Genomic DNA, 22,562 nt, shown 5'->3' with positions numbered 1-22,562 from the left:
AGGGCCGGGCCCCGGGCGGCACCATGGAGCATGCGCACCGACGACTGGCATCTCACTCAGGACCTCGGCACCTTCCTGACCCGAGCCGGCGCCTTTCTCCACTCCCGACCCGGCCTGCACACCGTCCCGTTGACCGTCACGGAGAACCTGCGCAGACGTGGCCCGCACCTCTACGGCGACGGAGTGCCGGAGTTCGGCATGCTGGAACGGGACGGCGCGGTCCGGGCGACGTTCTTCCGCACACCACCGCACCGGCTGAACCTCACCCTCCTGACGGCCGAGGAGGCCGATGTGCTGGCCGCACGGCTGGCCGCCCTCGGGCAACGCCTGCCCGGCGTGCAGGCCGAGCGCGACACCGCCACCGCGTTCGCCGAGGCCTGGCAGCGGCACACGGGCGCCACGGCCACCCTCCGGGAGCGCAACCGGCTCTACCGGCTCGACACCCTGACCGTGCCCCGCCCCGTTCCGCCCGGCGGTCCCCGCGTCGCCGGTGAAACGGACCGGGAGCAACTCATCCGCTGGCACGACGAGTTCGTCGCAGCCGTCGGCTCGGGCGTCTTCCGGGACGCCGCCGAGTGGGCGGACACCCGCATCGAGCAGGGCGGCATCACGTTCTGGGAGACGCCCGACGGCACCCCCGCCGCCATGGCCGGAGCGACCCCCCGGGTCGCCGGCCAGATCCGCGTCGCCCCGGTCTACACCCCGCCCCACCTCCGCGGCCGCGGCTACGCGGGCGCCGTCACGGCCGAGGTCAGCCGCGCCGCCCTGGCCGCCGGAGCGCGGGAGGTGCTCCTCTTCACGGACCTGTCCAACCCGACCAGCAACGGCCTGTACCAGCGGATCGGGTACCGGCCCGTGGCGGACTTCGCGGTGTACGACTTCACCGGGCCGTCCGCGACCGCTTGACCTTGACACCGTGACAAGGCCTTCACTGTGCCGAGGAGGTGGTCCCGATGAGCATGCCGGAACAGGACACGGATACGGTCCGAGGTCTTCGGGGGCTGGAGGACAGCAGCTCGTCGGTGCGGCTGCGGGCGGCGCTGGCGGTCGGCACGGCGCCCGACCCACGGTTGATCGGCAAGCTCATCGAACGATGCGCGATCGAGCCGGAGTTCTACGTCCGTGAAATGCTCACATGGGCGCTCACCCGCCACCCGGCATCGATGACGGTCCCCGGGCTCGTCGACGAACTCCGCTCGGAGCGTGCGCAGGCACGGAGTCAGGCCTTGCACACGCTGTCCAAGATCGGAGACCGGCGGGCGTGGCCGGCGATCACGCGGGCGCTGCTGACCGACGCCGACGACGAGGTGGCGCGGAGCGCCTGGCGGGCGGCGGTCGTTCTCGTGCCCGGCGGTGAAGAGGCGGAACTGGCCAGAGTGCTGGTGACACAGCTCGGGCGCGGCGAGCGGGAGACGCGGTTGAGTCTCAGCCGGGCGCTGATCGCGCTCGGTGAGGGGATCGCTCCGATCCTGCGCGCCGCGATGACGGATCCCGACCCGGGCGTGCGTGCCCACGCGATCGCCACGGAACGGCTGTCGCGCGACCCGGATGCCGGGTTCGAGTTCGCGATCGAGGAGGCGAAGCGCGTCGTGGCGCTCGGTCCGGCCGGCCAGGAGGAGTGACAGGCAGTGTTGATCGGTGAGGTGGCCCGGCGGTCCGGGGTCAGCGCCCGCATGCTCAGGCACTACGACTCGCTCGGGCTGGTGCGGCCGACGGGCCGTACCGGCGCCGGCTATCGCGAGTACTCCGGCGAGGACATCCGGCGGATCTTCCACATCGAGAGCCTGCGGTCGCTGGGGCTGTCGCTGCGTGAAGTCGGGCGCGCGCTCGACGACCCCGGCTTCACGCCCTCGGAACTCGTCGACGACCTCGCCCGCCGGACGCGAGAACGCATCGCGGCCGAGACGGAGCTGCTCACGCGACTCCGCCGGATCGGTGCGGCGGAGCCCGCCGGCTGGGAGGACGTCCTCCAGACCGTCACCCTGCTCCAGGCGCTGGGCTCGAAGAGCGCCGGGACGCGCCAGCGCGCGGCCCTGTCCTCGGTCGAAGAGGTTCCGGTGCCGGTGGAAGCTCTGGCCGAGGCAGCGCTGAGCGAGACGGACCCGAACGTCGCCGGGGCCCTGCGATGGGCCTTGGCGCAGTCGGGCGGGGGCGGACTGGCGCTGCTGGCGGAGGGTCTGGACTCGCCGGCGGCCGAGGTGCGCAAGCGTGCCGTCCAGTCCATCGCCGAGATTGCGAACGACAAGGCGACCGCACTGCTGCGGGACGCCCTCGCGCACCCCGACATCGTGGTCCGCAGGTATGCGGCGGTGGCGCTCGGGGCACGGGGAGTGGCCGACGCGGTCCCGACGCTCATCGGCATGATCGTCGAGGAGACGAACGACGTCGACGCGGCGGACGCACTGAGCGCGCTGGCGAGTCGTCCCGCGGCGGCGGATCGGATCGCCGCCGGGCTCGTCGACCGCCTCGCCGACGGCACCGTCGGATCGTCCGCGCGTCGACGGCTGACACAGGCGCTCGCGGACATCCCGGGAAGCACGGCGTCACGTGCCCTCGCGGAGCTGTCGCGCGACGAAGACCGTGCCGTCGCGCTCACCGCGGCCTACATCCTCGGGATACGCGACGCCCGGTAACCCCAGGCCCGGCAGAAGCCCCCTACGGCCACAGCAGTTCCCGTGTCCACCCTTCCTCCGTGCTCCGATAGCGGAGCCGTACGTGCCGCCGCGCCTCGTCCCCCTGGAAGAACTCCACCTCTTCCGGCCGCAGCCGGTACAGGGTCCAGGACGGTACGGGAGCCTCCGGTTCGCTCCGGGCCCGTTCCCACGCCGACTCCGAGGCCCGCGCCATCTCCTCAACCGAGCCCAGGATCTCGCTCTGGCGGCCGGTCAGTGCCGCGGCCAGCGCGCCCGTCGAGCGGGCGTGCAGGTCGCCCTGGGCCTCCTCGGACGGGGCCGCCGACACCGGGCCGCGGACCCGTACCTGCCGGCCCAGGGCCGGCCAGTAGAAGCAGAGGGCGGCGTACGGGCGGGCGGTGAGGTGGCGGCCCTTGCGGCTGCCGGCGTGGGACGCGAAGGACCAGCCGGTCTCGTCGGCGCCGTGCAGCATGACGATCCGTACGTCGGGCAGCCCGGCCTCGTCGGAGGTCGCCAGCGACACGGTGTGCGGCTCGGTCTGCCCGGCCGCCACCGCCGCCGCGAACCACTCGGCGAAGAGGGGCAGCGGGGCGGCGGGGGCGCTCGTCGGGTCGAAGGAGGGGAGTCGCGTGACCTGCGGGTCCCAGACCCGCAGGGACCTCAGCAGCTCGTGAAGATCCGTTGCCATCCCCCGATTGTCACCCCGGCACGCTCCTCACACCTGCCCGAGGTCCGACGACACCCATCGCTCCGGCCGCATTCGCAGCACCAGTTGTTCCCCGTGGTTCTTCCAGGCGAAGTCGACGTAGCCGTCGACCTTGTCGGCAGGCAGGTAGCGCGCCGAGAGCTCGCGGAGCTGGTCGAGGGTGGCGGGGGCCGTGTCGACGACCGGGCCCTCGACCGACACGTACCGGATGGTCGGCTCGAGCCGGTCCACCATCAGCGAGAACCGGCCCGCCGCGCTGATCAGCTCGTTCTTGCGGGAGTCGAGGCCGGTCATGATCCAGATGTCGCCGCCGGGCTCGTACTGGTACCAGATCGGCACGGTCAGCGGCGCGCGGCCCGGCCCCGCGTCGACCGCCAGCGCGGCGATGTGCGGCTCGGCCAGGAACTCTTCGCGCTCTTCACGGGTCAGGGCCATTCCGGTCTCCTTCGCGGGGCGTTCCGGTGTCCATCGGCGTCCTCTCAACACCGGCTCCACGAGCGGGTGTTCCCGTGGGGGCAGCCATCTTCCAGTCGCCCCGTGAAACCGTGTGTCCGGTGGATCGCCAAGGTGACCGGCCACCGCGCCCTGTAGCCCGCACAGGTCAAGAATGATCACCGGCTCGCCACAACCAGGCTCTCCACGCCACCGGCTCCACCCTGTCCTCCCACAGCCGTGATCAATCCGAAACCAATTCCGGTCTTGACCGAGACCCATCAAGCGGACCCGTGGCTACGCTCCCGCTCATGGCCGACTCCACTCCCCCCACACACTCCTCCGCGCATCCCCCACCCGACCGCCCCGTCTACGTCATCGGCGGCGGCCCCGGCGGACTCTCCGCCGCGTACGCGCTGCGGGCCCGTGGCATACGCGCCGTCGTCCTGGAGAAGTCCGACCACGTCGGGTCGTCCTGGCGCGGCCACTACGACCGGCTGCACCTGCACACCACCCGCCGCCTGTCGGCCCTGCCCGGGCTGCCGATGCCGCGCCGGTTCGGACGGTGGGTGTCCCGGGACGACGTGGTGCGGTACCTGGAGAAGTACGCCGAGCACCACCGGCTCGAAATCGTCACCGGCGTCGAGGTGTCCCGTATCGAGCACGCGCCCGACGGCACGGGCTGGCTGCTGCACGCCACCGGCGGCCGTGAGCTGACCGGCGCGGCCGTCGTCGTCGCCACCGGCTACAACCACACGCCCCGGGTGCCGGACTGGCCCGGCCGCGACACGTACACCGGCGAGTTCCTGCACGCCTCCGCCTACCGCAACGCCGAGCCCTTCGCCGGCCGCGAGGTCCTCGTCGTGGGCGCCGGCAACACCGGCGCCGAGATCGCCGTGGACCTGGCGGACGGCGGCGCCCGGGTACGGCTGTCCATCCGCACCGTCCCGCACATCGTGCGCCGTTCGACCGCGGGCTGGGCCGCGCAGTACTCCGGCGTCATGGCACGTCACCTGCCGGTCGGTCTCGTCGACCGGATGGCCCGGCAGCTGGGCAGGCTGAGCGTGCCCGATCTGTCCGCCCACGGCCTGCCGCGCCCCGACACCGGCCTCTACACCCGGGTCACCGAGGGCGCCGTCCCCGTCCAGGACGTCGGTCTGATCGACGCCGTGCGCAAGGGCAGGGTGGAGGTGGTGGCGGCCGTGGAGGGCTTCGAGGACGGCAAGGTCGTGCTCGCCGACGGCACCCGCCTCTCCCCGGACGCCGTCGTCGCGGCCACCGGCTACACCCGGGCCCTGGAGGGCCTCGTCGGCCACCTCGACGTGCTCGACGCCCGTGGGAGGCCCGTCGTCCAGGGCCCCCGCAGCCCGCGGACCGCGCCCGGCCTGTACTTCACCGGCTTCACCAACCCGATCAGCGGCATGCTCCGCGAGATGGCGATCGACGCGGTGAGGATCGCGAAGGCCGTCGCGCGGGACGGTTCGGGGAGGGTGTCGCGGTTGCCGGGCCAGGGGGACAGCGCCTAGGGCGTGTCCGCAAAGTCCCGCCTGCCCCGCGACGCCCGGCACGCCCTCTCGCCGCACCGGGCGAACACCCACGTACAACCAGTACGCGGGCGTCCGCCCGGCACTCCCCCAGCCTTCGGCCGGGGGGACCCCCAGAGCACGCACCGGACGCCGCGAGGCCCGCCCTCCGGGCGGACGACGGGACTTTGCGGACACCCCTAGGCCCACCGGCCCGGAGGGTGATCGGGCAGTGTGAGGTCGGCGACCAGGCCGTAATGGTCGCTTGCGTACACGCCGTCCACCGGTCGCACCAGGACCCGTCGGCATGAGGAGACCCGCAGGGTGGGGCCGTGCGGGCCGCACCGGAGCAGGATGTAGTCGATACGGCGACCCGACGCCTCGGGCATGTCCCCCTGCCGCACGAGCGGGTTGGCAGGGCTGAACGTGGGGCCCGGTTCATTGGGGTGCACGGCCGACCAGGTGTCCTGGAAGCAGACGCTCATGCCGTCGAGCGACTGCAGCCCCTGGAAGAAGCGCAGGCTGGCGGCCTCGGGGGTGGCGTCGAAGTCGCCGAGCAGGACGGTGTGGCGCACTGGGCGTTCGGCGGTGACGCCGTCCACGAGCCGGGCCGTGGCGAGTGCCTGCAACTCCCGTTCGCGCTCGTAGCCGTAGGGCCAGCTCGGCTTGTGATGCACGACGAGGATCGTGCCGAAGGGTTCGGGGAGCCGGAGCTCGGCGGCGACGACTCCGCACCAGCCGGTGTACGCCGTGCGCTCGGTCACCTGGAGGGGGTCCGTCACGGTGTGCCCGAAGGGGTGGCGGGCGGCCAGGACGGCTCCCACACCGTCGGGAGACCGGCGAGGGTGCGCGGCGACGTGCCAGCCGGCATCGACGAGCGCCGCCACGTCCTCGGGGGTGACTTCCTGAAGCGCGAGCACGTCCGGGTCCTGGCGCTCGATCTCACGGGCCAGGACCGCCCGGCGGCGCGCGCCGTCGGCGTACTGCGGTGCCAGCACGTTCATGGTCATCAGCCGGATACCGGAGGCGGCCTCACTCATGGGTTCAGCGTGGCACACGGCGTACGGACGTACGCCCGGCGGGAACTTCACCCGCGCTCAACCGTTCCTGACATCACGTCAGTTCGGATAATCTGACAGAGCGTCAGTTAGCGGCTGTCTCACAGGAGCGGGCGGAAACGATGCTTGGATCGACCCACGGCACCCTCACCACCGACTCCCGCCGGACCCGGGCTCTCGCCTGTGGCGAGGGGTCCGGGCCCGTCGTGCACGGCAGGCCGGCCCAGACGGGAGACCTCGATGTCAGCGGGCGTCCGCTGCACGCGGACGTACCCGACCTGGACCGCTTCTTCCGCCCCCGGTCCGTCGCCGTGATCGGCGCGTCCGATGCCGAGGGGCGACCGAACACCGGTGTCACGCGGCAACTGGCCGACTGGGCCGAGCGGGTCGGGGCCCGGCTGTATCCGGTGCATCCGAGCAGGCAGTCCGTCTTCGGCGTGCCCTGCCGCCCTTCCGTCGCCGACCTGCCCGAGCAGGTCGACCTGGCCGTGGTGCTGGTCGGCGACCCCTTCCCGGTGATCGAGGAACTGGCCGAGGCCAAGGCACGGTTCGCGGTCGTCTTCGCGTCCGGGTTCGCGGAGACCGGGCCGGAGGGCGAGGCCGCCCAGCGGCGACTGGCCGCCGCCGTCGAGCGGTCCGGGATGCGGCTGCTCGGGCCCAACACCAACCTCAACGCCTTCGAGCGGTTCCGCGACGACCTTCAGGGACCGGCGATCGCGCTGATCACCCAGTCCGGTCACCAGGGCCGCCCCCTCTTCGCCCTCCAGGAACTCGGCATCCGGCTCTCCCACTGGGCGCCCACCGGCAACGAGGCCGACCTGGAGACCGCCGACTTCCTCTCCTACTTCGCCGACCAGCCCGAGGTCGGCGCCATCGCCTGCTACCTGGAGGGGCTGAAGGACGGCCGCTCGTTCCTGCTCGCCGCCGACCGGGCCGCCCGGCGCGGCGTGCCGGTCGTCGCGGTCAAGGTGGGCCGCACCGAGACCGGCGCCCGCACGGCCGCCTCCCACACCGGCAAGCTGACCGGCGCGGACGCGGTGGTGGACGCGGCGCTACGGCAGTACGGCGTGATCAGGGTCGACGGGCTCGACGAACTCCAGGACACGGCGACCCTGCTGGCCCGGGCCCGCCCGCCGCGCGCCGACGGGGTCGTCGTCTACTCGATCTCCGGCGGCACGGGCGCGCACGTCGCCGACCTGGCGACGGAGGCGGGCCTGCGGCTGCCGGTCCTGTCGGAGGCGAAACAGGCCGAGCTGCACCAGTGGATACCCGAGTACCTGAGCGTCGCCAACCCCGTCGACAACGGCGGTCACCCGGTCGGCGACCGGCGCGGCCGGAAGATCATCGACGCGATCCTCGACGACCCCGAGGTGGGCGTGCTCGTCTGCCCGGTCACCGGGCCGTTCCCCCCGCTCAGCGACCGGCTCGTACGGGACCTGGTGGACGCGGCCGAGCAGACGGACAAGCTGGTGTGCGTGATCTGGGGCTCACCGGTGGGCACCGAGCCGGCCTACCGCGAGGTCCTGCTCGGCTCCTCCCGCGTGGCCACCTTCCGCACGGTCGGCAACTGCCTCACCGCCGTCCGCGCCTACCTCGGCCACCACCGCTTCACGACCGGCTACCGCTCCCCCTTCGACGACGCCCCGCGCACCCCCTCGCCGTCCTACCGCAAGGCCCAGGCGCTCATGCGGCCCGGCGAGCAGCTCAGCGAGCACGCGGCGAAGCAGCTGCTGCGGGCGTACGGCATCCGCGTGCCGCGCGAGCAGTTGGTGACCAGCGCGGCGGCGGCCGTCCGGGCGGCGGGGCTGGTGGGCTACCCGGTGGTGATGAAGGCCTCCGGCGCCCGGATCGCCCACAAGACCGAACTGGGCCTCGTGAAGGTCGGGCTCACCTCGGCGAGCCAGGTCCGCGACGCCTACCGGGAGCTGACCGACATCGCCCGCTACGAGGATGTCCCGCTGGACGGCGTACTGGTCTGCCAGATGGTCGAGCAGGGCGTGGAGATGGTCGTCGGAGTCACGCACGACGACCTGTTCGGGCCGACCGTGACCATCGGGCTCGGCGGCGTGCTCGTGGAGGTGCTGCGCGACACCGCCGTAGGGGTGCCGCCGTTCGGTGAGGACCAGGCGCGGGACATGCTCGCCGGGCTGCGCGGGCGGGCGCTGCTCGACGGGGTCCGGGGCCGGCCGCCTGCGGACCTGGACGCACTCGTCGAGGTCGTCCTGCGCGCACAGCGCATGGCTCTGGAACTCGGGGACGAGCTGGCCGAGTTGGACATCAACCCGCTCATGGTCCTGCCCCAGGGGCAGGGCGCGGTGGCACTCGACGCGCTGGCGGTGTGCAGCCCATGACGGAACCCGCCGTTCGGCACGCGACGGCCGACCACGTCCTGTCCGTCACCCTCAACCGGCCCGAGACCCTCAACGCCCTCACACCCGACGACCGGGACGAGGTCGTGCGGTTGCTGTCGGAGGCGTCCGCGTCGCCGGAGGTACGAGCGGTCGTCCTCACGGGAACGGGCCGCGGCTTCTGCGCAGGCGCGGACCTCCGAGGCACCGCGGCCACGACCGGCGAGCGCGTCCCCGGAGACGTCGCCCGCACCCTCCGCACCGGCGCCCAGCGCCTGATCGCCGCCGTCCTGGACTGCGAGAAGCCGATGATCGCGGCGGTCAACGGCACGGCGGCGGGCCTCGGCGCGCATCTGGCGTTCGCCTGTGACCTGGTCCTGGCGGCCGGATCGGCCCACTTCATCGAGGTGTTCGTACGCCGCGGCCTGGTCCCCGACGGCGGCGGCGCCTACCTCCTCCCCCGCCTCATCGGCCCGCAGCGCGCGAAGGAGCTGATGTTCTTCGGCGACGCGCTCACGGCGACCGACGCGGAGCGGATGGGGCTGGTCAACCGGGTCGTCCCGGACGGGGACCTGGACAAGACGGCCCGCGCGTGGGCCGAACGCCTCGCCACCGGCCCGACCCGCGCCCTCGCCCTGACCAAGCAGCTCGTCAACGCCTCCCTCGACGCCGACCGCGCCACCGCCTTCGCCGCGGAGGCCGCCGCGCAGGAGATCAACATGACGACGGCGGACGCCCAGGAGGGCGTACGGAGCTTCGTGGAGCGGCGCACCGCGGTCTACAAGGGGCGCTGACCCTGCACAAGAGGCCGTGGACCCTTCCTATCTGACACTCCGTCAGTTTCAATGAGAGGTGTGATGGGACAAGCAGGAATGGCAGAAGCCGCCGTCCGCTACCTCAGGTCGGTCCGCACACCCGCCCCGGAGCCCGTCGAGGCGCTGCCGCGCCCCGAGTTGCGGTGCGTCGGCGCGGACGAGCGCGCGCCCCTGGACCCGGCGGAGTTCCGCCGCGTCCTCGGAAACTTCGCGACGGGCGTGGCCGTGATCACGGCACCCGCCACCACCGGCGACTCCCCCGCCGGCTTCGCCTGCCAGTCCTTCATGTCCCTCTCCCTCGACCCGCCGCTGGTCGCCTTCATGGTCGGCCGTACGTCGACGACGTGGCCACGGATCGCCAGGGCGGGAGTGTTCTGCGTGAACGTCCTGGCCGCCCACCAGACCGAGCTGTGCCGCGCCTTCGCGGTGAGCGGCGCGGACAAGTTCGCGGGTGTGGCGTACGACGCGGCGCCGGTGTCCGGCTCGCCGCGCCTGTCGGGTGCCGTCGCCTGGATCGACTGCGCGATCCACGCCGTCCACACCGGCGGCGACCACCTCATCGTGGTCGGCCGGGTGGACGCCCTCGGCACGGCCGCCGACGATTCGGCTCCGGAGGGGCCGCTGCTCTTCCACCGGGGGCGCTTCGCGCGGCTGTCGGACTGATCGAGCCGGTACGGATCAGGCGACGGCCAGCCGCCACAGCGACGTGACCTCGGCGGCCCGTACGGCGTGCAGCGGATCGTCCGTGTCCCGCACGCGCGGGTGACGCGGCCGGTTGTCCAGACGGTCGGCCACCCGCAGCCCGGCCCCCTCCACGGCGGCCATCAGCTCCTCCCGGCTGCGCATCCCGAGGCGCTCGGCCAGGTCGGACAGCACGAGCCAGCCCTCACCGCCCGGCTCCAGCCGGCCGGCGAGCCCGTCGAGGAACCCGTGGAGCATGCCGCCGCCCGCGTCATAGACGCCGAGGTCCAGATCGGAGGCGGGACGGGCGGGGAGCCAGGGCGGGTTGCACACCACGAGATCGGCGCGCCCCTCGGGATACAGCTCGGGCCCGGTGACGCGGACCGCCCGCTCGACCCCCAACCGCCGTACGTTGTCCCCCGCACACTCCCGCGCCCGCGCGCTGACGTCCGTGGCCACCACCTGCCCGACACCGCGCCGGGCGAGCACGGCGGCGAGCACACCGGTGCCCGTGCCCAGGTCGAACGCCGTACGCACATCGCCACCGCGCGGCAGCGGCGCCCGCGCGACAAGATCGACGTACTCGCCCCTCGTCGGCGCGAACACCCCGTAGTGCGGATGGACCCGCGCGTCCAGCGCCGGAACGTGCACACCCTTCTCCCGCCACTGCCGGGCACTGATCACACCCAGCAGTTCGGTGAGGGCGACGGCCATGGGCCCGCCGGACGGCCCGTACGCCTCGGTGCACGCCAGGCGCACGTCAGGCGCCCGGCGCAGATCCAGTACGTGGCCCTCCTCCAACAGCACGAGCAGCTTGCCGAGCACGCGGGCACGGTGAGCACGGAACCGGCGGTACAGACGGAAGGTCTCGGCCGGCGTGTCCGCCGCGCCCGGCGAGGTCCGGCCGACACGGCGGTCCATCGCGCGCAACAACTGGCGCGCGTTCTGAAAATCCCCGCGCCACAACAACGCGGTGCCCTCGCAGGCCAGCCGGTAGGCAACGGCGGCCTTCGTCCGGTCGTCGGCGACGACGACCCGTCGGGGCAGGGGCAGCCCGGACTCAGAATGCCAGCGGGCGGAACGGGGCTGAGCATCGATCCAGTGAATCGTGGACACGGCAAACTCCTCGGAAGGCCGAACGCGAACGAACCTGCGACGTCACGACGACCACGTCACCGAGGACCATGCCGAGTGTCATCTACTGCTTTTCTGATGCGATGCGTGCCAGAGCTGGGAGGCAACTCCCGGTCCCAGGATAGACCGGGGGCGGGCGGCTTCAGCCCCTCGGAGCTGCAAGAGACTCAGCGGGTGGGCTGGACGAACTCGGGCTGGTCGAGCAGGCGCAGCCAGCTGCCGTCGGGCTGGCGCCGGACCACCTGCGCCCGGGCGCCGGCACCGTCCTTCGGCGGGGTCGAGGTGAGGGCGATGTCGCCGCTGACCAGAGTCGGCAGCGGTTGTTCCGGCTCGAAGCGGGGACGGTCGGCCAGCACCTTCTCCCACAGCGCACGAATCGCCTCCCGGCCCACCGTCCGCTCTCCGGGCGGGTACGCCAGCACCGCGTCCTCCTCGTACAGCGCGGCGACCCCGGCCGCGTCACCGGCGTTGGAGCGTTCGACGAACAAGCGGGTGATGTCTTCGGGCCGCATGGCCTTCTCGTACTCCGGCACGGGTACCTCCTGACGTCGGGCTTCAGTGCCTTCCAGCCTGGTCACCCACCGACCAGAAGTCCAACAGATGGTTCTTCTGGAAACTAGAATCGCCAGTCATGGAAATGAGGCAGCTGGAGTACTTCGTCGCGGTCGCGGAAGAACAGAACTTCACGCGGGCGGCGGAGCGGGTCCACATCAGCCAGTCCGGCGTCAGCGCCCAGATCCGCCAGCTCGAACGCGAACTCGGCGCCGAGCTGTTCCACCGGTCGGCACGCACCGCCACCCTCACCGTCGCGGGCAAGGCCGCGCTCGAACACGCCCGCGCCGCGCTCGCCGCGGCCGACGCGGTCGGCCAGGCGGTGGGTGAGGTCACCGACCTGATCCGCGGCCGGCTCACCGTCGGGATGGTCATCGGCTGCACCGTCACGCCGCTGTTCGACGCCCTCGCCGCATTCCACCGGGCACACCCGGGCGTGGAGATCTCCCTGTTGGAGGACAACTCCGACCGGCTCGTCGAGGGCGTACGCGCCGGCACCCTCGACCTGGCTCTCATCGGGACCGCAACCGCCACCCCCCAGGGGCTGGACGCGCTGACCATCATCAGCGAGCGGATCGTCGCGGCGGTTCCGGCCGGGCACCCCCTGGCAGGGCAGCGGCGGGTCACTCTGCGCGACCTGGCCGCCCACCCCATCGTGTGTATGCCACCCGGCACCGGCCTACGCACAGTGCTCGACCGCGCCTGCGCCGCACAGAGCCTCCACCCCGCGATCACCCTGCAAGCCGGCTCCGCGGATGCCATTGCCGGCCTCGCCGCCCGCGGGCTCGGCGTCGCCGTCCTCAGCGACTCGATGGCCGTGAACTACCGCGACCGGCTCACCGCCCGCACCATCGACGACGTCGATACCCCGGCGTTGCTCGCGCTGGTCTGGAAGAGCCCGCACAGCCCCGCCTTGCGTGAGTTGCTCAGGCACAGCCGACAGGCGTTCACCGACCCCGACCCCGCTCAGAACTCCTGAACGGTCCGAGTGAGCGGCACCGACGGCCTTTCCCGGCTGACGGTGTCGAGCAGCAGTTTCGCGGCCACTGCCGCCCCGTCGGTGCGGATGCCGTCGGCCACGGCCCTCGCCCGTGCCAAGGTCTCGGGGGCGAGGGCCGTCCCGAGTGCGGCTGACAGGGACTCGGTGGTGGGAGCCGGACCGTCGTGTGCCGCGCCGATGCCCAGGGCGGCCACCCGGCCGGCCCAGTAGGGCTGGTCCGCCGCCTGGGGCACTACCACCTGCGGCGTTCCGGCCTGGGCGGCCGTCGTCGTCGTGCCCGCGCCGCCGTGGTGCACGACGGCGGCCACCCTGCCGAACAGTGCCTGCTGATTGACCTCGCCGACGACGAAGCAGTCGTCCTGGTCGTCGATCAGGGCCAGTTCCGCCCAGCCGCGGCCGACGAGTGCGCGGCGGCCGTGTGCGCGGATCGCCTCGATGGACACCCGGGCCATGTCCGCCGGGACGCCCCGCATGCTGCCGTAGCCGACGAACACCGGGGGTGTGCCCGCGTCCAGGAACGCCAGCAGGTCGTCCGACAGCGGGCGTTCGTCCGGCAGGATCCACGCACCGGTGTGCATGACGTCGAGCTCCGGGGTCTCCCGCCACGGGCCCAGGACCGGGTCCGACGCCAGCCACGGCCGGTCGGTGAAGATAAATCCGAGGACGTCGTCCACCGGCGGCAGACCGACCGAGGCCCGGTGGGCGTTGAGCGCCTCGCCGTGCAGCGCGTTGAAGGTCCGGGCGTTCAGATCCCACAGCGCCAGGTTGTCGGTCACCTCCGGCGGGAACGACTGGCCCGGCAGCAGCGCGGGGGGTGCCTGGTGCGGCGACCGCAGCAGGAACGGGCAGAAGGTCGCGTACACGTAGGGGATACCGAGTTTCTCGGCCGCCGACCGTGAGGAGAAGTGCGCGAGCCCGGTCGCCAGGAGGACGTCGCATCCCTCGGCGGCCGCGATGACCGTGCCGAACTGCGCGGCCAGCTCGGTCACACGCCGGGAGGCCGCCGATTCCGTCGACGGCGCCGCCATCGTGCCCATCGGCCTGCCCATCGCCACGCGTTCCACGCCGGCCCCGTCCAGCAGCCGGGCGAAGACCTCGTCCGGCGGCGCACAGACCCTCACCTGCGCGCCCAGCTCCCGTAACCGCACCGCGAGCGCCACCAGCGGTTCGACATCCCCGCGCGACCCATACGTCGACAACAACACACGCACTACGCACTCCCGTTTTCGCAGGTACTGGCCTCGGTCGGTGATTCGCTTGAGCCCTGGGCTCCCGCGCCCTATCCGGCGATGCCGTCGGCAACGCAGGAGGTGACGTACAGCCCGTACAAGGCGAGGAGTACGCCGAGGAGTCGTGTCCACGCGGGCAGGGCACGGCGCTGGTGTGCGTTCCACATGCGCCGCAGACGTACGACGGCGGAAACGGCGCCGAGCACGGCGATGGCCGTGAACAGCCAGAACAGCACGGGCCGATCACTCGCCGGTGCCTTCTGCACTCCGGCGTTGCCGATGACGAGCAGCAGATAGGGGGCGATGTACTGGGCCGGGCCGAACTCCCGAAGCCTCTCAGAGCTGCTGGTTTCGATCACTGGGATACCTCCGAAGCCAGCGCCCTTCCGAATCCCGCCCCCCTGTCCGGGGCGGATCAGAACCTAACCGCCCGCCGATCACCAGATCCAGATCTTGCGGCACATTTGCCCGGAACCTTTCGCCGCCGCGCAAAACGCGCGCCGCAACCAAACCGGACCGACTGCTACCGCCACTCGGAAACCGACACCACCCGGAGACAGACACCCCCCGGAAACCGAGAGCCCGGTCTCAGGCCGCGGTCGCCACCCCCGCCGGCCGTCGCCGGATCACCAGTGCCATCAGCGCCGCCACCGCGCACAGCGCTCCCGACGCGTACCAGACCACGTCGTACGAGCCGAAGGCGTCGCGGGCGACGCCGCCGAGGAAGGCGACCAGGGCGGCGCCGACCTGGTGGGAGGCGAGGACCCAGCCGAAGACGATCGCGCTGTCCTCGCCGTACTGCTCGCGGCACAGGGCGAGGGTGGGCGGGACGGTGGCGACCCAGTCGAGGCCGTAGAAGACGATGAAGAAGATCATCGGGGGCTGGACGCTGGGCGTGACCAGCAGCAGGGGGAGGAAGAGGAGGGAGACGCCCCGCAGGGAGTAGTAGACGGCGAGCAGGCGCCGGGCTTCGAAGCGGTCGGTGAACCAGCCGGAGGCGATCGTGCCGACGACGTCGAAGACGCCGATGACCGCGAGCAGCGAGGCGGCGGTCGTCAGGGGCATGCCGTGGTCGTGCGCGGCGGGCACGAAGTGGGTCTGGATCAGGCCGTTGGTCGAGGCGCCGCAGATCGCGAAGGTGCCGGCGAGCAGCCAGAACGGGCCGGTGCGCGCGGCCGAGAACAGGACGGTCACGGCCCGGCGGGCGGCGCCGGGGACCGGTGCCGGCTTCGGTACGAACTCGGCCGCGCCGTACGGCTTCAGGCCCACGTCCGCGGGGTGGTCGCGCAGCAGGAGCCAGACGAACGGGACGACCGCGAGGGCGGCGAGCGCGACCGTCACGGCCGCCGGGCGCCAGTCGTGCCGCTCGACGATCCAGGACAGCAGTGGCAGGAAGATCAGCTGGCCGGAGGCGGACGCGGCGGTGAGGATGCCGCTGACCAGGCCGCGCCGCTCGGTGAACCAGCGGTTGGTGACGGTCGCCGCGAACGCCAGCGCCATGGAACCGGAGCCGAGCCCGACCAGCAGGCCCCAGCACAGCATCAGTTGCCAGGCCGCCGTCATCCACACCGTGAGGCCCGAGCCGAGCGCGATGACCGTCAGGGCGACCGCGACGACCCGGCGGATGCCGAAGCGGTCCATCAGGGCCGCCGCGAACGGGGCCGTCAGACCGTACAGGGCGAGATTGACCGAGACCGCGGCGCTGATCGTGCCGCGCGACCAGTCGAACTCGTCGTGCAACGGGTCGATGAGCAGGCCGGGTACGGAACGGAAGGCGGCCGCGCCGATGATCGTCACGAAGGTGACGGCGGCGACGAACCAGGCCCGGTGCACACGTATACGGCCGCCGCGGCCCGGCTTCGGCGGCTGCGGCACGACTGCTGCGGCTTCGCTTGTCTGGGTCACGACATAGAGCTTCCGGCCTGCGGCACCGTCCATCGAGTGGCCCGGAGGACAGCATTCGCTAGGATCGGGCCATGACATCGGCCAGCCACTCCGGTCCGAACCCGGCCCCGGATCCGGACGCCGGCTTCCGCCCCCACCGCGTCGTCGTCCTCGCCCTCGACGGGTTGCTCCCCTTCGAACTGGGCATCCCGCACCGCATCTTCGGCCGCCCCAAGGACGCCCTGGGACGGCACCTGTACGAGGTCGTGACCTGCTCCGTCCGCCCGCCGGGCCCGGTCGAGACGGACGCCGACTTCGCCATCCACGTCGCGCACGGCCCCGAGGCCCTGGCCGACGCCGACACGGTGATCATCCCGGCGTCGTACGAACTCGGCCCGGTCCACGCCGAGGGCGTGCTGACGGAGGAGCTGGCCGCGGCCCTCGCCCGCCTCCGGCCCGGCACCCGGCTGGCCTCCATCTGCACCGGCGTCTACGTCCTCGCCGCCGCGGGCCTCCTCGACGGCCGCCCCGCCACCACCCACTGGGCCGACGCCGCGCGCCTCCAGCGGCTCTTCCCCAAGGTCCGGGTCGACCCGGACGTGCTGTTCATCGACGACGGCGACGTACTGACCTCCGCGGGCGTCGCCGCCGGCATCGACCTGTGCCTGCACATGGTGCGCCGGGACCACGGCGCCGCCGTCGCCAACGACGTGGCCCGCCGTACGGTCGTACCGCCGCACCGCGACGGCGGCCAGGCGCAGTACATCGAGCGGCCGGTGCCCGATCCGCAGCAGGCCTCCACCACCACCGCCCGCGCCTGGGCCCTGGGCCGTCTCCACGAGCCGATCCAGTTGCGCGACATGGCCGCCCAGGAGTCCATGTCGGTCCGCACGTTCACCCGCCGCTTCCGCGAGGAGACCGGCGTCAGCCCGGGCCAGTGGCTCACCCAGCAGCGCGTGGAACGGGCCCGGCACCTGCTGGAGACCACCGACCGCTCCGTCGACCAGGTGGCCCGGGACGCGGGCTTCGGCACGGCCCAGTCGATGCGCCAGCACCTCCAGGCGGCGCTCGGTGTCACGCCCACCGCCTACCGGCGGACCTTCCGGACCGCCAGAGACACGGCGGGCCGTCAGAACGTGAGCACCCCGCGCGCCACCCGCCCCGCCTCCGCGTCCGCCGCCGCCTTCTCGAAGTCCTCGACCGGGTAGGTCCGGGTGATGAGTTCGTCGAGCAGCAGCCGGCCCTGGCGGTACAGGTCCGCGTAGAGGGCGATGTCCCGCTGGGGACGGGAGGAGCCGTAGCGGCAGCCCAGGATGGACTTGTCGAGGTACATCGACGAGACGCGGAAGGACGCCTCGGCAGCGGCCGGCGGCACCCCGAGGAGGATCGCCTGGCCGTGCCGGTCCAGTGCGTCGATCGCCTGGCGGATCAGCTCCACACGGCCGACGCACTCGAAGGCGTGGTCCGCGCCCGTGGGCAGGATGTCCCGCACGCCCTCCGTCGAGGTGAGGAAGTGGGTCGCGCCGAAGCGGCGTGCCACCTCCTCCTTCGCCGGGTTGGCGTCGACGGCCACGATCCGCAGGGCACCCGCGAGCCGCGCCCCCTGCAACACGTTCAGGCCGATGCCGCCGGTCCCGATCACCAGGACGCTGTCGCCGCGGTCCACCCGCGCCCGGTTCAGCACGGCGCCCACCCCCGTCAGCACCCCGCACCCGATGAGTGCCGCCGACGCCAGGGGGATGTCCCCGGGGATCCGGACCGCCTGTACGGCCTTCACGACCGTGCGCTCCGCGAACGCCGAGTTCGCGGCGAACTGGTGGACCGGCAGGCCGGCGTGACGGAACGGCCGGCCGGGACGCCCGATCGCCTGCCGGCACATGGTCGGACGCCCCCGGTCGCACTCCGCGCACGTACCGCAGTTCGCGAGCGTGGACAGAGCCACGTGATCCCCGGGCACGACATGGGTGACACCCTCCCCCACCGCCTCCACCACACCCGCTCCCTCATGGCCCAGCACCACGGGAACCGGGAAGGGTATGGTCCCGTCCACCACCGACAGATCGCTGTGACACAGCCCCGCCGCCGAGATCGCGACGCGCACCTCACCCGGCCCCGGCTCCCGCACCTCCAGGTCCGTGACGACCCGGACCTGCTTCCCGTCGAAGATCACGCCTCGCATCACGCGGCTCCCTTGGGCTCCCTGGGCAGGCCGAGCACCCGCTCGGCGATGATCGTGCGCTGGATCTGGTCCGAGCCGCCGTAGATGGTGTCGGCCCGCGAGAAGAGGAAGAGGTGCTGTGCCGCGTCCAGTTCGTACGGCGACGAGGGCGACCAGTCCGCCGGACCGACGCTCGACGCCGCGCCCCGCACCAGCACCGCCAGCTCCCCGAGCCGCTGGTGCCAGCCGGCCCACAGCAGCTTCGCCACGCTCGGGGCCCCCGCGTCGCCCGAACCGCCCAGGGTGCGCAGGGCGTTCCAGCGCATGGTGCGCAGCTCGGCCCACTGCCGCACGAGCCGTTCCCGTACGACGGGATCCCCCACCGCACCCGACTCCACGGCCGCCCGCACCACCCGGTCCAGCTCCTCGGCGAACCCGATCTGCTGCGCCAGCGTGGACACGCCCCGCTCGAAACCGAGGAGGCTCATGGCGACGCGCCAGCCGTTGCCCTCGCCACCGACGACGTGCTCCGCGTGCGCGCCGTCGAAGAAGACCTCGTTGAAGTCGCTGGTGCCCGTCAGCTGCCGGATGGGGCGCACCTCGATCCGGCCCCGCTGGTCCATGGGGACGAGGAGGAAGGACAGTCCGCGGTGCCGCCGCGACCCGGGCTCGGTGCGGGCGAGGACGAAGCACCAGTCGGCCTCGTGCGCGAGTGACGTCCAGATCTTCTGCCCGGTGACCCGGTAGGTACGGCCGTCCGCCTCGCGCACGGCCGCGGTACGGACACCGGCCAGGTCCGAGCCGGCGCCGGGTTCGCTGTAGCCCTGGCACCAGAGTTCCTCGCCGGCGGCGATCGGAGGCAGGAAGCGGGACTTCTGCTCCTCGGTGCCGTGGGCGATGAGCGTGGGGGCCAGGAGGTTCTCACCGATGTGGCCGGAGCGCGGGGGCGCGCCCGACCGGGCGTACTCCTCGGCCCAGGCGACCTGTTGGGTGAGCGTGGCGGTGCGGTTGCCGTACCCGTCCGCACCCCACCCGATCCCGATCCACCCGGCTGCGCCGAGGGTGCGCTCCCAGGAGCGACGGTCGCTCGCGCCCTTGGCGTGCGCCGCGAGCCAGTCCCTGACCTCGCCCCGAAAGTCCTCGTCTTCTCGCGCGAACCCGAAATCCACGATTGCCGCCTCGTTTCGATGACTGGGCTTGAGATGAGGCACCTAAGGGGCGCGGGGAACTGCGCGAGAAACCACAACGCACCCGCAGCCGCCACACAACACCACACCCCCCGAGCTACTGGGCGTTCGGCCGCTCCCCCTCCCGAGCAGCCCTCTCCATCTCCCGCACCCGCTCCAGCATCGGCATCGGATCCACCCCCACCGACCTGGGCAGAAACTCCGCGATCCTCTCCACGGTCCATCCGCCGGAGGCATACGCGGCCCGCAGCTCCCGCGGCTGCGCCCACACCGCGATCTTCGCCCCGGCGACCGTGTACACCTGCCCGGTGATCCGCTGCTCCCGCGCCTCGTCGGACAGCAGATACACCACCAGCGCGGCGACATCCTCCGGCTCCCCGATCTCCGCCAGTTCCATCGGCACCCCCGCGGACATCCGCGTACGCGCCACCGGCGCCACCGCGTTCGCCGTCACCCCGTACTTGTGCAGCCCCAGCGCGGCACTCCGCACGAGCGAGATGATCCCGCCCTTGGCCGCGCTGTAGTTGGCCTGTGACACCGACCCCTGGTGGTTGCCGCTGGTGAAGCCGATCAGCGTGCCGGCACGCTGCTCGCGCATCACCGCCGAGGCGGCCCGGAACACCGTGAACGTGCCCTTCAGGTGCGTGGCGACGACCGGGTCCCACTCCTCCTCGGTCATGTTGAACAGCATCCGTTCCCGGAGGATCCCGGCCACGCAGACCACCCCGTCGAGCCGCCCGTACGACGACAGCGCCACGTCGACGACCCGCTGCCCGCCCGCCATCGTGGAGATGTCGTCGGCCACGGCGACCGCGTCCCCGCCTGCCGCCTCGATCTCCTTGACCACGGCCTCGGCGACCTCGCTGGTCGGGGAGGCGCCGTCGACCGCCACGCCGTAGTCGTTGACGACCACCTTCGCCCCCTCGGCCGCCGCCGCGAGCGCGACCGCCCGGCCGATGCCCCGCCCGGCGCCCGTGACGGCGACGACCTTGCCTGCCAAGAAGTTCCCCACGCCCGGCCCCTTCCCGTCCCACGGTTTCTGACGGACCGTTAGATTTCGCGGACTCCAGATTCTACGACCCGTCAGATACGGGAACACAAGCCCCGGGGAGGACTCATGTCGCTGCCGGACGCGTTCCACGACATCGCCAAGCGCGTGAACAACTGGGGGCGCTGGGGAGCCGCCGACGAGCTCGGCACGCTGAACCTGATCACCGACGAGGTCGTCCGTCAGGCCGCGGCGACGGTCCGCACCGGTCGCCGGATCCCGCTCGCCCTCCCCCTGCGGCGCGACGGCGTCCAGACGGGCATGATCCCGGGGCGGATCGACCCGCTGCACGTCATGGTGCAGATCAACCAGGAGCTCTTCGGCCCGGGCACCGTCGCATGCAGCGACGACGCCGTGACCATGGGGCTCCAGGCGGCCACGCATTGGGACGCGCTGCCGCACGTCTCGCACTCGGGCAGGCTCTACAACGGCCGTCCGGCGCACTCCGTCACCCCGCACAGCGGCGCGGAGTTCAGCGGCATCGACAAGGTCCGGCACGTCGTCACACGCGGAGTGCTGCTCGACGTCGCCCGGGCGCGGGGCACGGACCGGCTCGACGGCGGGTACGCCGTCACACCCGAGGACCTGGACGCGGCCGAGGAACTGGCCGGCACGCGCGTGCGGTCCGGCGACGTCGTCCTCGTGCGGACCGGGCAGGTCCGGCTCTGTCTGGCCGGGGACCGGCACGGGTACGCGTATCCGTCGCCGGGGCTGTCGATCCGGACGCCGGAGTGGTTCCACGCGCGCGACGTCGCGGCGGTCGCCAACGACACCCTCACCTTCGAGGTGTTCCCACCCGAGGTGGAGGACCTGTGGCTGCCGGTGCACGCCCTGCACCTCGTGGAGATGGGGATGCCGCAGGGCCAGAACTGGGATCTCGAAAAGTTGTCCACAGCCTGTGGAGAAACGGGCCGCTACGCGTTCCTGCTGTCGGCGACACCCGAGCCGTTCACGGGAGCGACCGGCTCTCCGGTGGCCCCGGTCGCCATCCTCTAGGCCGGCACCGCCTGGCCGGCAACACCAGGACGGCATGCCTGGCCGCCCCCCAACCCGCCGGCCAGGCCACCGCCCCACCGCCTGAAGCTGGATGGCGGCGCCGCGCTGCTCGCCCCGAGCACGGCAGCGCGCGCCGCCACCCGACTCCGGCGCTCCCGCCCCGGCTCCCGTGGCCCTGACAGGGAGCCGACGCCGAATCACGACTCACACTCGCCGAGGGCCGCCGTCGTCGCAGCCCTCGCCGTCCCCTCACGGCGAATCGCTGCTCACAAGCGTGAGCAAACGGCCACGAGGCGTCAACACCCATTCGGAGATTTATTGCTTATGCGGCTTTTGCCGCGGGCGCGCACGGAAGCACATCCCGGCGCATCGCCGCACGACATGAGGAAAACGGCGGAGCTGCCATGCAACCGTGCCCCGGCTTCGCCGCAACACCGCGCGGCATGTGCCGCCGTACATCACACCTCGTGCGCCACGCGCCCGGCGCTCACGGGCGGGGCATCCCGAGGACCGAGGCCCCGGGCCGCTTCACACGGCCTCGTACGCCAGCCCCTCGAAGGCCGCCCCGCCGCCGCACACCACCGCGCCACCCCCGCACGCCGTCGTGACCTCGGAGGACTTCGCACACCGGTCCAGTTCGCACCAGATGCGCTTGCCGGTGCTCTCGACGCTCCAGCCCCAGCGGTCGGCGAGGCCGTCGACGAGGGCGAGACCCCGCCCGCCGGTCGCGTCGTCCTCCGCGCACCGGGGCACGGGGGCCCGGCCGCTGCGATCGGCGACCTCGAGACGGACGGTGACCTCCTCCGCCACCGCGTGCGGCAGGGACAGCCGCAGCACGGCGGGCCGGCCGGTGTGCACCACGGCGTTGGTGACCAGCTCGGACACGAGCAGGATCAGGGTCTCGGCGAGCGGCTCATCGGCCTGTATGCCCGACCCGGCCAGGCGGGAGCGGGCCCACCGCCGGGCCCGCCCCACTTCTGCGGGGTCGGGCCGGATCTCCAGCTGCACTTGAAGCACCTGCACCGCTCACACCATCCGAACCGGCGGACACTTAGGCTCGCGCCTCACGAAGGCCACGATCGTAGCCATTTTCTGCATGGCCAGAACAACGGCCGGGACAAGGATCACGGAACGTGAATCCCTTGTGGGACAGCATGGTTGACGTACAGTCACCCCAA

Annotated in this window: 22 protein-coding genes; 10 read left to right on the top strand and 12 right to left on the bottom strand. The window is 72.4% G+C overall.

The annotated features are described in order from the left end of the window. Positions 1-30: 30 nt before the first annotated feature. The 3 genes from QC385_RS05060 to QC385_RS05050 are packed head-to-tail and all read left to right on the top strand — an operon-like array spanning position 31 to position 2,633. Positions 31-906: a GNAT family N-acetyltransferase gene (locus QC385_RS05060; RefSeq protein ID WP_279540049.1), complete on the top strand. Its 876-nt coding sequence runs from the start codon at positions 31-33 to the stop codon at positions 904-906. Between the two features lie 47 nt (positions 907-953). Further along, positions 954-1,622, top strand: a complete 669-nt coding sequence (locus QC385_RS05055; protein ID WP_279540048.1) for a HEAT repeat domain-containing protein — start codon at positions 954-956, stop codon at positions 1,620-1,622. A 6-nt stretch (positions 1,623-1,628) separates the two neighbouring features. Beyond that, entirely contained in the window at positions 1,629-2,633 is a 1,005-nt protein-coding gene (locus tag QC385_RS05050; protein WP_279540047.1) for a HEAT repeat domain-containing protein, read from the top strand. 22 nt (positions 2,634-2,655) lie between these two features. Here QC385_RS05050 and QC385_RS05045 read toward each other — a convergent pair whose 3' ends face one another. Both QC385_RS05045 and QC385_RS05040 read right to left on the bottom strand, forming a co-directional pair. Continuing rightward, positions 2,656-3,321, bottom strand: coding sequence for a pyridoxine/pyridoxamine 5'-phosphate oxidase (locus QC385_RS05045; RefSeq protein WP_279540046.1), 666 nt, complete (start codon positions 3,319-3,321; stop codon positions 2,656-2,658). A gap of 27 nt (positions 3,322-3,348) precedes the next feature. Then, positions 3,349-3,774: a pyridoxamine 5'-phosphate oxidase family protein gene (locus QC385_RS05040; RefSeq protein WP_279540045.1), complete on the bottom strand. Its 426-nt coding sequence runs from the start codon at positions 3,772-3,774 to the stop codon at positions 3,349-3,351. 308 nt (positions 3,775-4,082) lie between these two features. On the opposite strand from QC385_RS05040, the gene QC385_RS05035 reads away from it, so the two are divergent. After that, complete coding sequence (locus QC385_RS05035; RefSeq protein WP_279540044.1) at positions 4,083-5,297, top strand: flavin-containing monooxygenase; 1,215 nt, start codon at positions 4,083-4,085, stop codon at positions 5,295-5,297. A 197-nt stretch (positions 5,298-5,494) separates the two neighbouring features. Here QC385_RS05035 and QC385_RS05030 read toward each other — a convergent pair whose 3' ends face one another. Beyond that, positions 5,495-6,334, bottom strand: a complete 840-nt coding sequence (locus QC385_RS05030; RefSeq protein ID WP_279540043.1) for an endonuclease/exonuclease/phosphatase family protein — start codon at positions 6,332-6,334, stop codon at positions 5,495-5,497. 140 nt (positions 6,335-6,474) lie between these two features. On the opposite strand from QC385_RS05030, the gene QC385_RS05025 reads away from it, so the two are divergent. From QC385_RS05025 to QC385_RS05015, 3 genes are all read left to right on the top strand, one after another. Beyond that, positions 6,475-8,703: an acetate--CoA ligase family protein gene (locus tag QC385_RS05025; RefSeq protein ID WP_279540041.1), complete on the top strand. Its 2,229-nt coding sequence runs from the start codon at positions 6,475-6,477 to the stop codon at positions 8,701-8,703. Beyond that, positions 8,700-9,494, top strand: coding sequence for an enoyl-CoA hydratase/isomerase family protein (locus QC385_RS05020; protein ID WP_279540040.1), 795 nt, complete (start codon positions 8,700-8,702; stop codon positions 9,492-9,494). Before QC385_RS05025 ends, QC385_RS05020 begins: the two co-directional genes overlap by 4 nt. 63 nt (positions 9,495-9,557) lie before the next feature. Then, positions 9,558-10,178 (top strand): flavin reductase family protein, encoded by a 621-nt coding sequence (locus QC385_RS05015; protein ID WP_279540039.1) that lies wholly within the window; start codon positions 9,558-9,560, stop codon positions 10,176-10,178. Between the two features lie 15 nt (positions 10,179-10,193). On the opposite strand, the gene QC385_RS05010 is transcribed toward QC385_RS05015, so the two are convergent. Continuing rightward, on the bottom strand, positions 10,194-11,312 hold the full coding sequence (locus QC385_RS05010) for a class I SAM-dependent methyltransferase (protein ID WP_279540038.1): 1,119 nt from the start codon (positions 11,310-11,312) through the stop codon (positions 10,194-10,196). Between the two features lie 185 nt (positions 11,313-11,497). Then, positions 11,498-11,863, bottom strand: coding sequence for a YybH family protein (locus QC385_RS05005; RefSeq protein ID WP_279540037.1), 366 nt, complete (start codon positions 11,861-11,863; stop codon positions 11,498-11,500). Positions 11,864-11,961: 98 nt separating this feature from the next. On the opposite strand from QC385_RS05005, the gene QC385_RS05000 reads away from it, so the two are divergent. Next, positions 11,962-12,861 carry a LysR family transcriptional regulator gene (locus QC385_RS05000; protein WP_279540036.1) on the top strand — a complete coding sequence of 300 codons (900 nt, stop codon included), beginning with the start codon at positions 11,962-11,964 and terminating at the stop codon, positions 12,859-12,861. On the opposite strand, the gene QC385_RS04995 is transcribed toward QC385_RS05000, so the two are convergent. The 3 genes from QC385_RS04995 to QC385_RS04985 all read right to left on the bottom strand — a co-directional run bounded on the left by QC385_RS04995 (position 12,849) and on the right by QC385_RS04985 (position 16,016). Continuing rightward, positions 12,849-14,093 (bottom strand): glycosyltransferase, encoded by a 1,245-nt coding sequence (locus QC385_RS04995; protein WP_279540035.1) that lies wholly within the window; start codon positions 14,091-14,093, stop codon positions 12,849-12,851. The genes QC385_RS05000 and QC385_RS04995 overlap by 13 nt on opposite strands. A gap of 68 nt (positions 14,094-14,161) precedes the next feature. Beyond that, positions 14,162-14,470, bottom strand: a complete 309-nt coding sequence (locus QC385_RS04990; RefSeq protein WP_279540034.1) for a hypothetical protein — start codon at positions 14,468-14,470, stop codon at positions 14,162-14,164. A 229-nt stretch (positions 14,471-14,699) separates the two neighbouring features. Further along, a complete protein-coding gene (locus QC385_RS04985; protein WP_279540033.1) occupies positions 14,700-16,016 on the bottom strand; it encodes an MFS transporter in 1,317 nt (438 codons plus the stop codon). A gap of 71 nt (positions 16,017-16,087) precedes the next feature. Between QC385_RS04985 and QC385_RS04980 the strand changes: the two genes are divergently transcribed. Then, positions 16,088-17,203, top strand: a complete 1,116-nt coding sequence (locus tag QC385_RS04980) for a GlxA family transcriptional regulator (protein WP_279540032.1) — start codon at positions 16,088-16,090, stop codon at positions 17,201-17,203. Here QC385_RS04980 and QC385_RS04975 read toward each other — a convergent pair. From QC385_RS04975 to QC385_RS04965, 3 genes are all read right to left on the bottom strand, one after another. Continuing rightward, positions 17,125-18,174, bottom strand: a complete 1,050-nt coding sequence (locus tag QC385_RS04975; RefSeq protein ID WP_279540031.1) for a Zn-dependent alcohol dehydrogenase — start codon at positions 18,172-18,174, stop codon at positions 17,125-17,127. The two genes, QC385_RS04980 and QC385_RS04975, sit on opposite strands and share 79 nt — an antisense overlap. Beyond that, entirely contained in the window at positions 18,174-19,322 is a 1,149-nt protein-coding gene (locus tag QC385_RS04970; protein WP_279540030.1) for an acyl-CoA dehydrogenase family protein, read from the bottom strand. Before QC385_RS04970 ends, QC385_RS04975 begins: the two co-directional genes overlap by 1 nt. A 115-nt stretch (positions 19,323-19,437) precedes the next feature. Beyond that, positions 19,438-20,352 carry an SDR family oxidoreductase gene (locus QC385_RS04965; RefSeq protein ID WP_279540029.1) on the bottom strand — a complete coding sequence of 305 codons (915 nt, stop codon included), beginning with the start codon at positions 20,350-20,352 and terminating at the stop codon, positions 19,438-19,440. A 105-nt stretch (positions 20,353-20,457) separates the two neighbouring features. Here QC385_RS04965 and QC385_RS04960 point away from each other — a divergent pair, with 105 nt between their 5' ends. Further along, positions 20,458-21,384 carry a cyclase family protein gene (locus QC385_RS04960; protein WP_279540028.1) on the top strand — a complete coding sequence of 309 codons (927 nt, stop codon included), beginning with the start codon at positions 20,458-20,460 and terminating at the stop codon, positions 21,382-21,384. A gap of 528 nt (positions 21,385-21,912) precedes the next feature. Here QC385_RS04960 and QC385_RS04955 read toward each other — a convergent pair. Beyond that, positions 21,913-22,392 carry an ATP-binding protein gene (locus QC385_RS04955; protein WP_279540353.1) on the bottom strand — a complete coding sequence of 160 codons (480 nt, stop codon included), beginning with the start codon at positions 22,390-22,392 and terminating at the stop codon, positions 21,913-21,915. Positions 22,393-22,562 lie beyond the last annotated feature (170 nt).

Origin of the sequence: Streptomyces sp. DH10 (assembly GCF_029813805.1) — a bacterium.
GTDB classification, from domain to species: Bacteria; Actinomycetota; Actinomycetes; order Streptomycetales; family Streptomycetaceae; genus Streptomyces; species Streptomyces coeruleofuscus.
The sequence above is the reverse complement of the archived record's forward strand: the minus strand, read 5'-3'. Positions and strand labels throughout refer to the sequence as shown.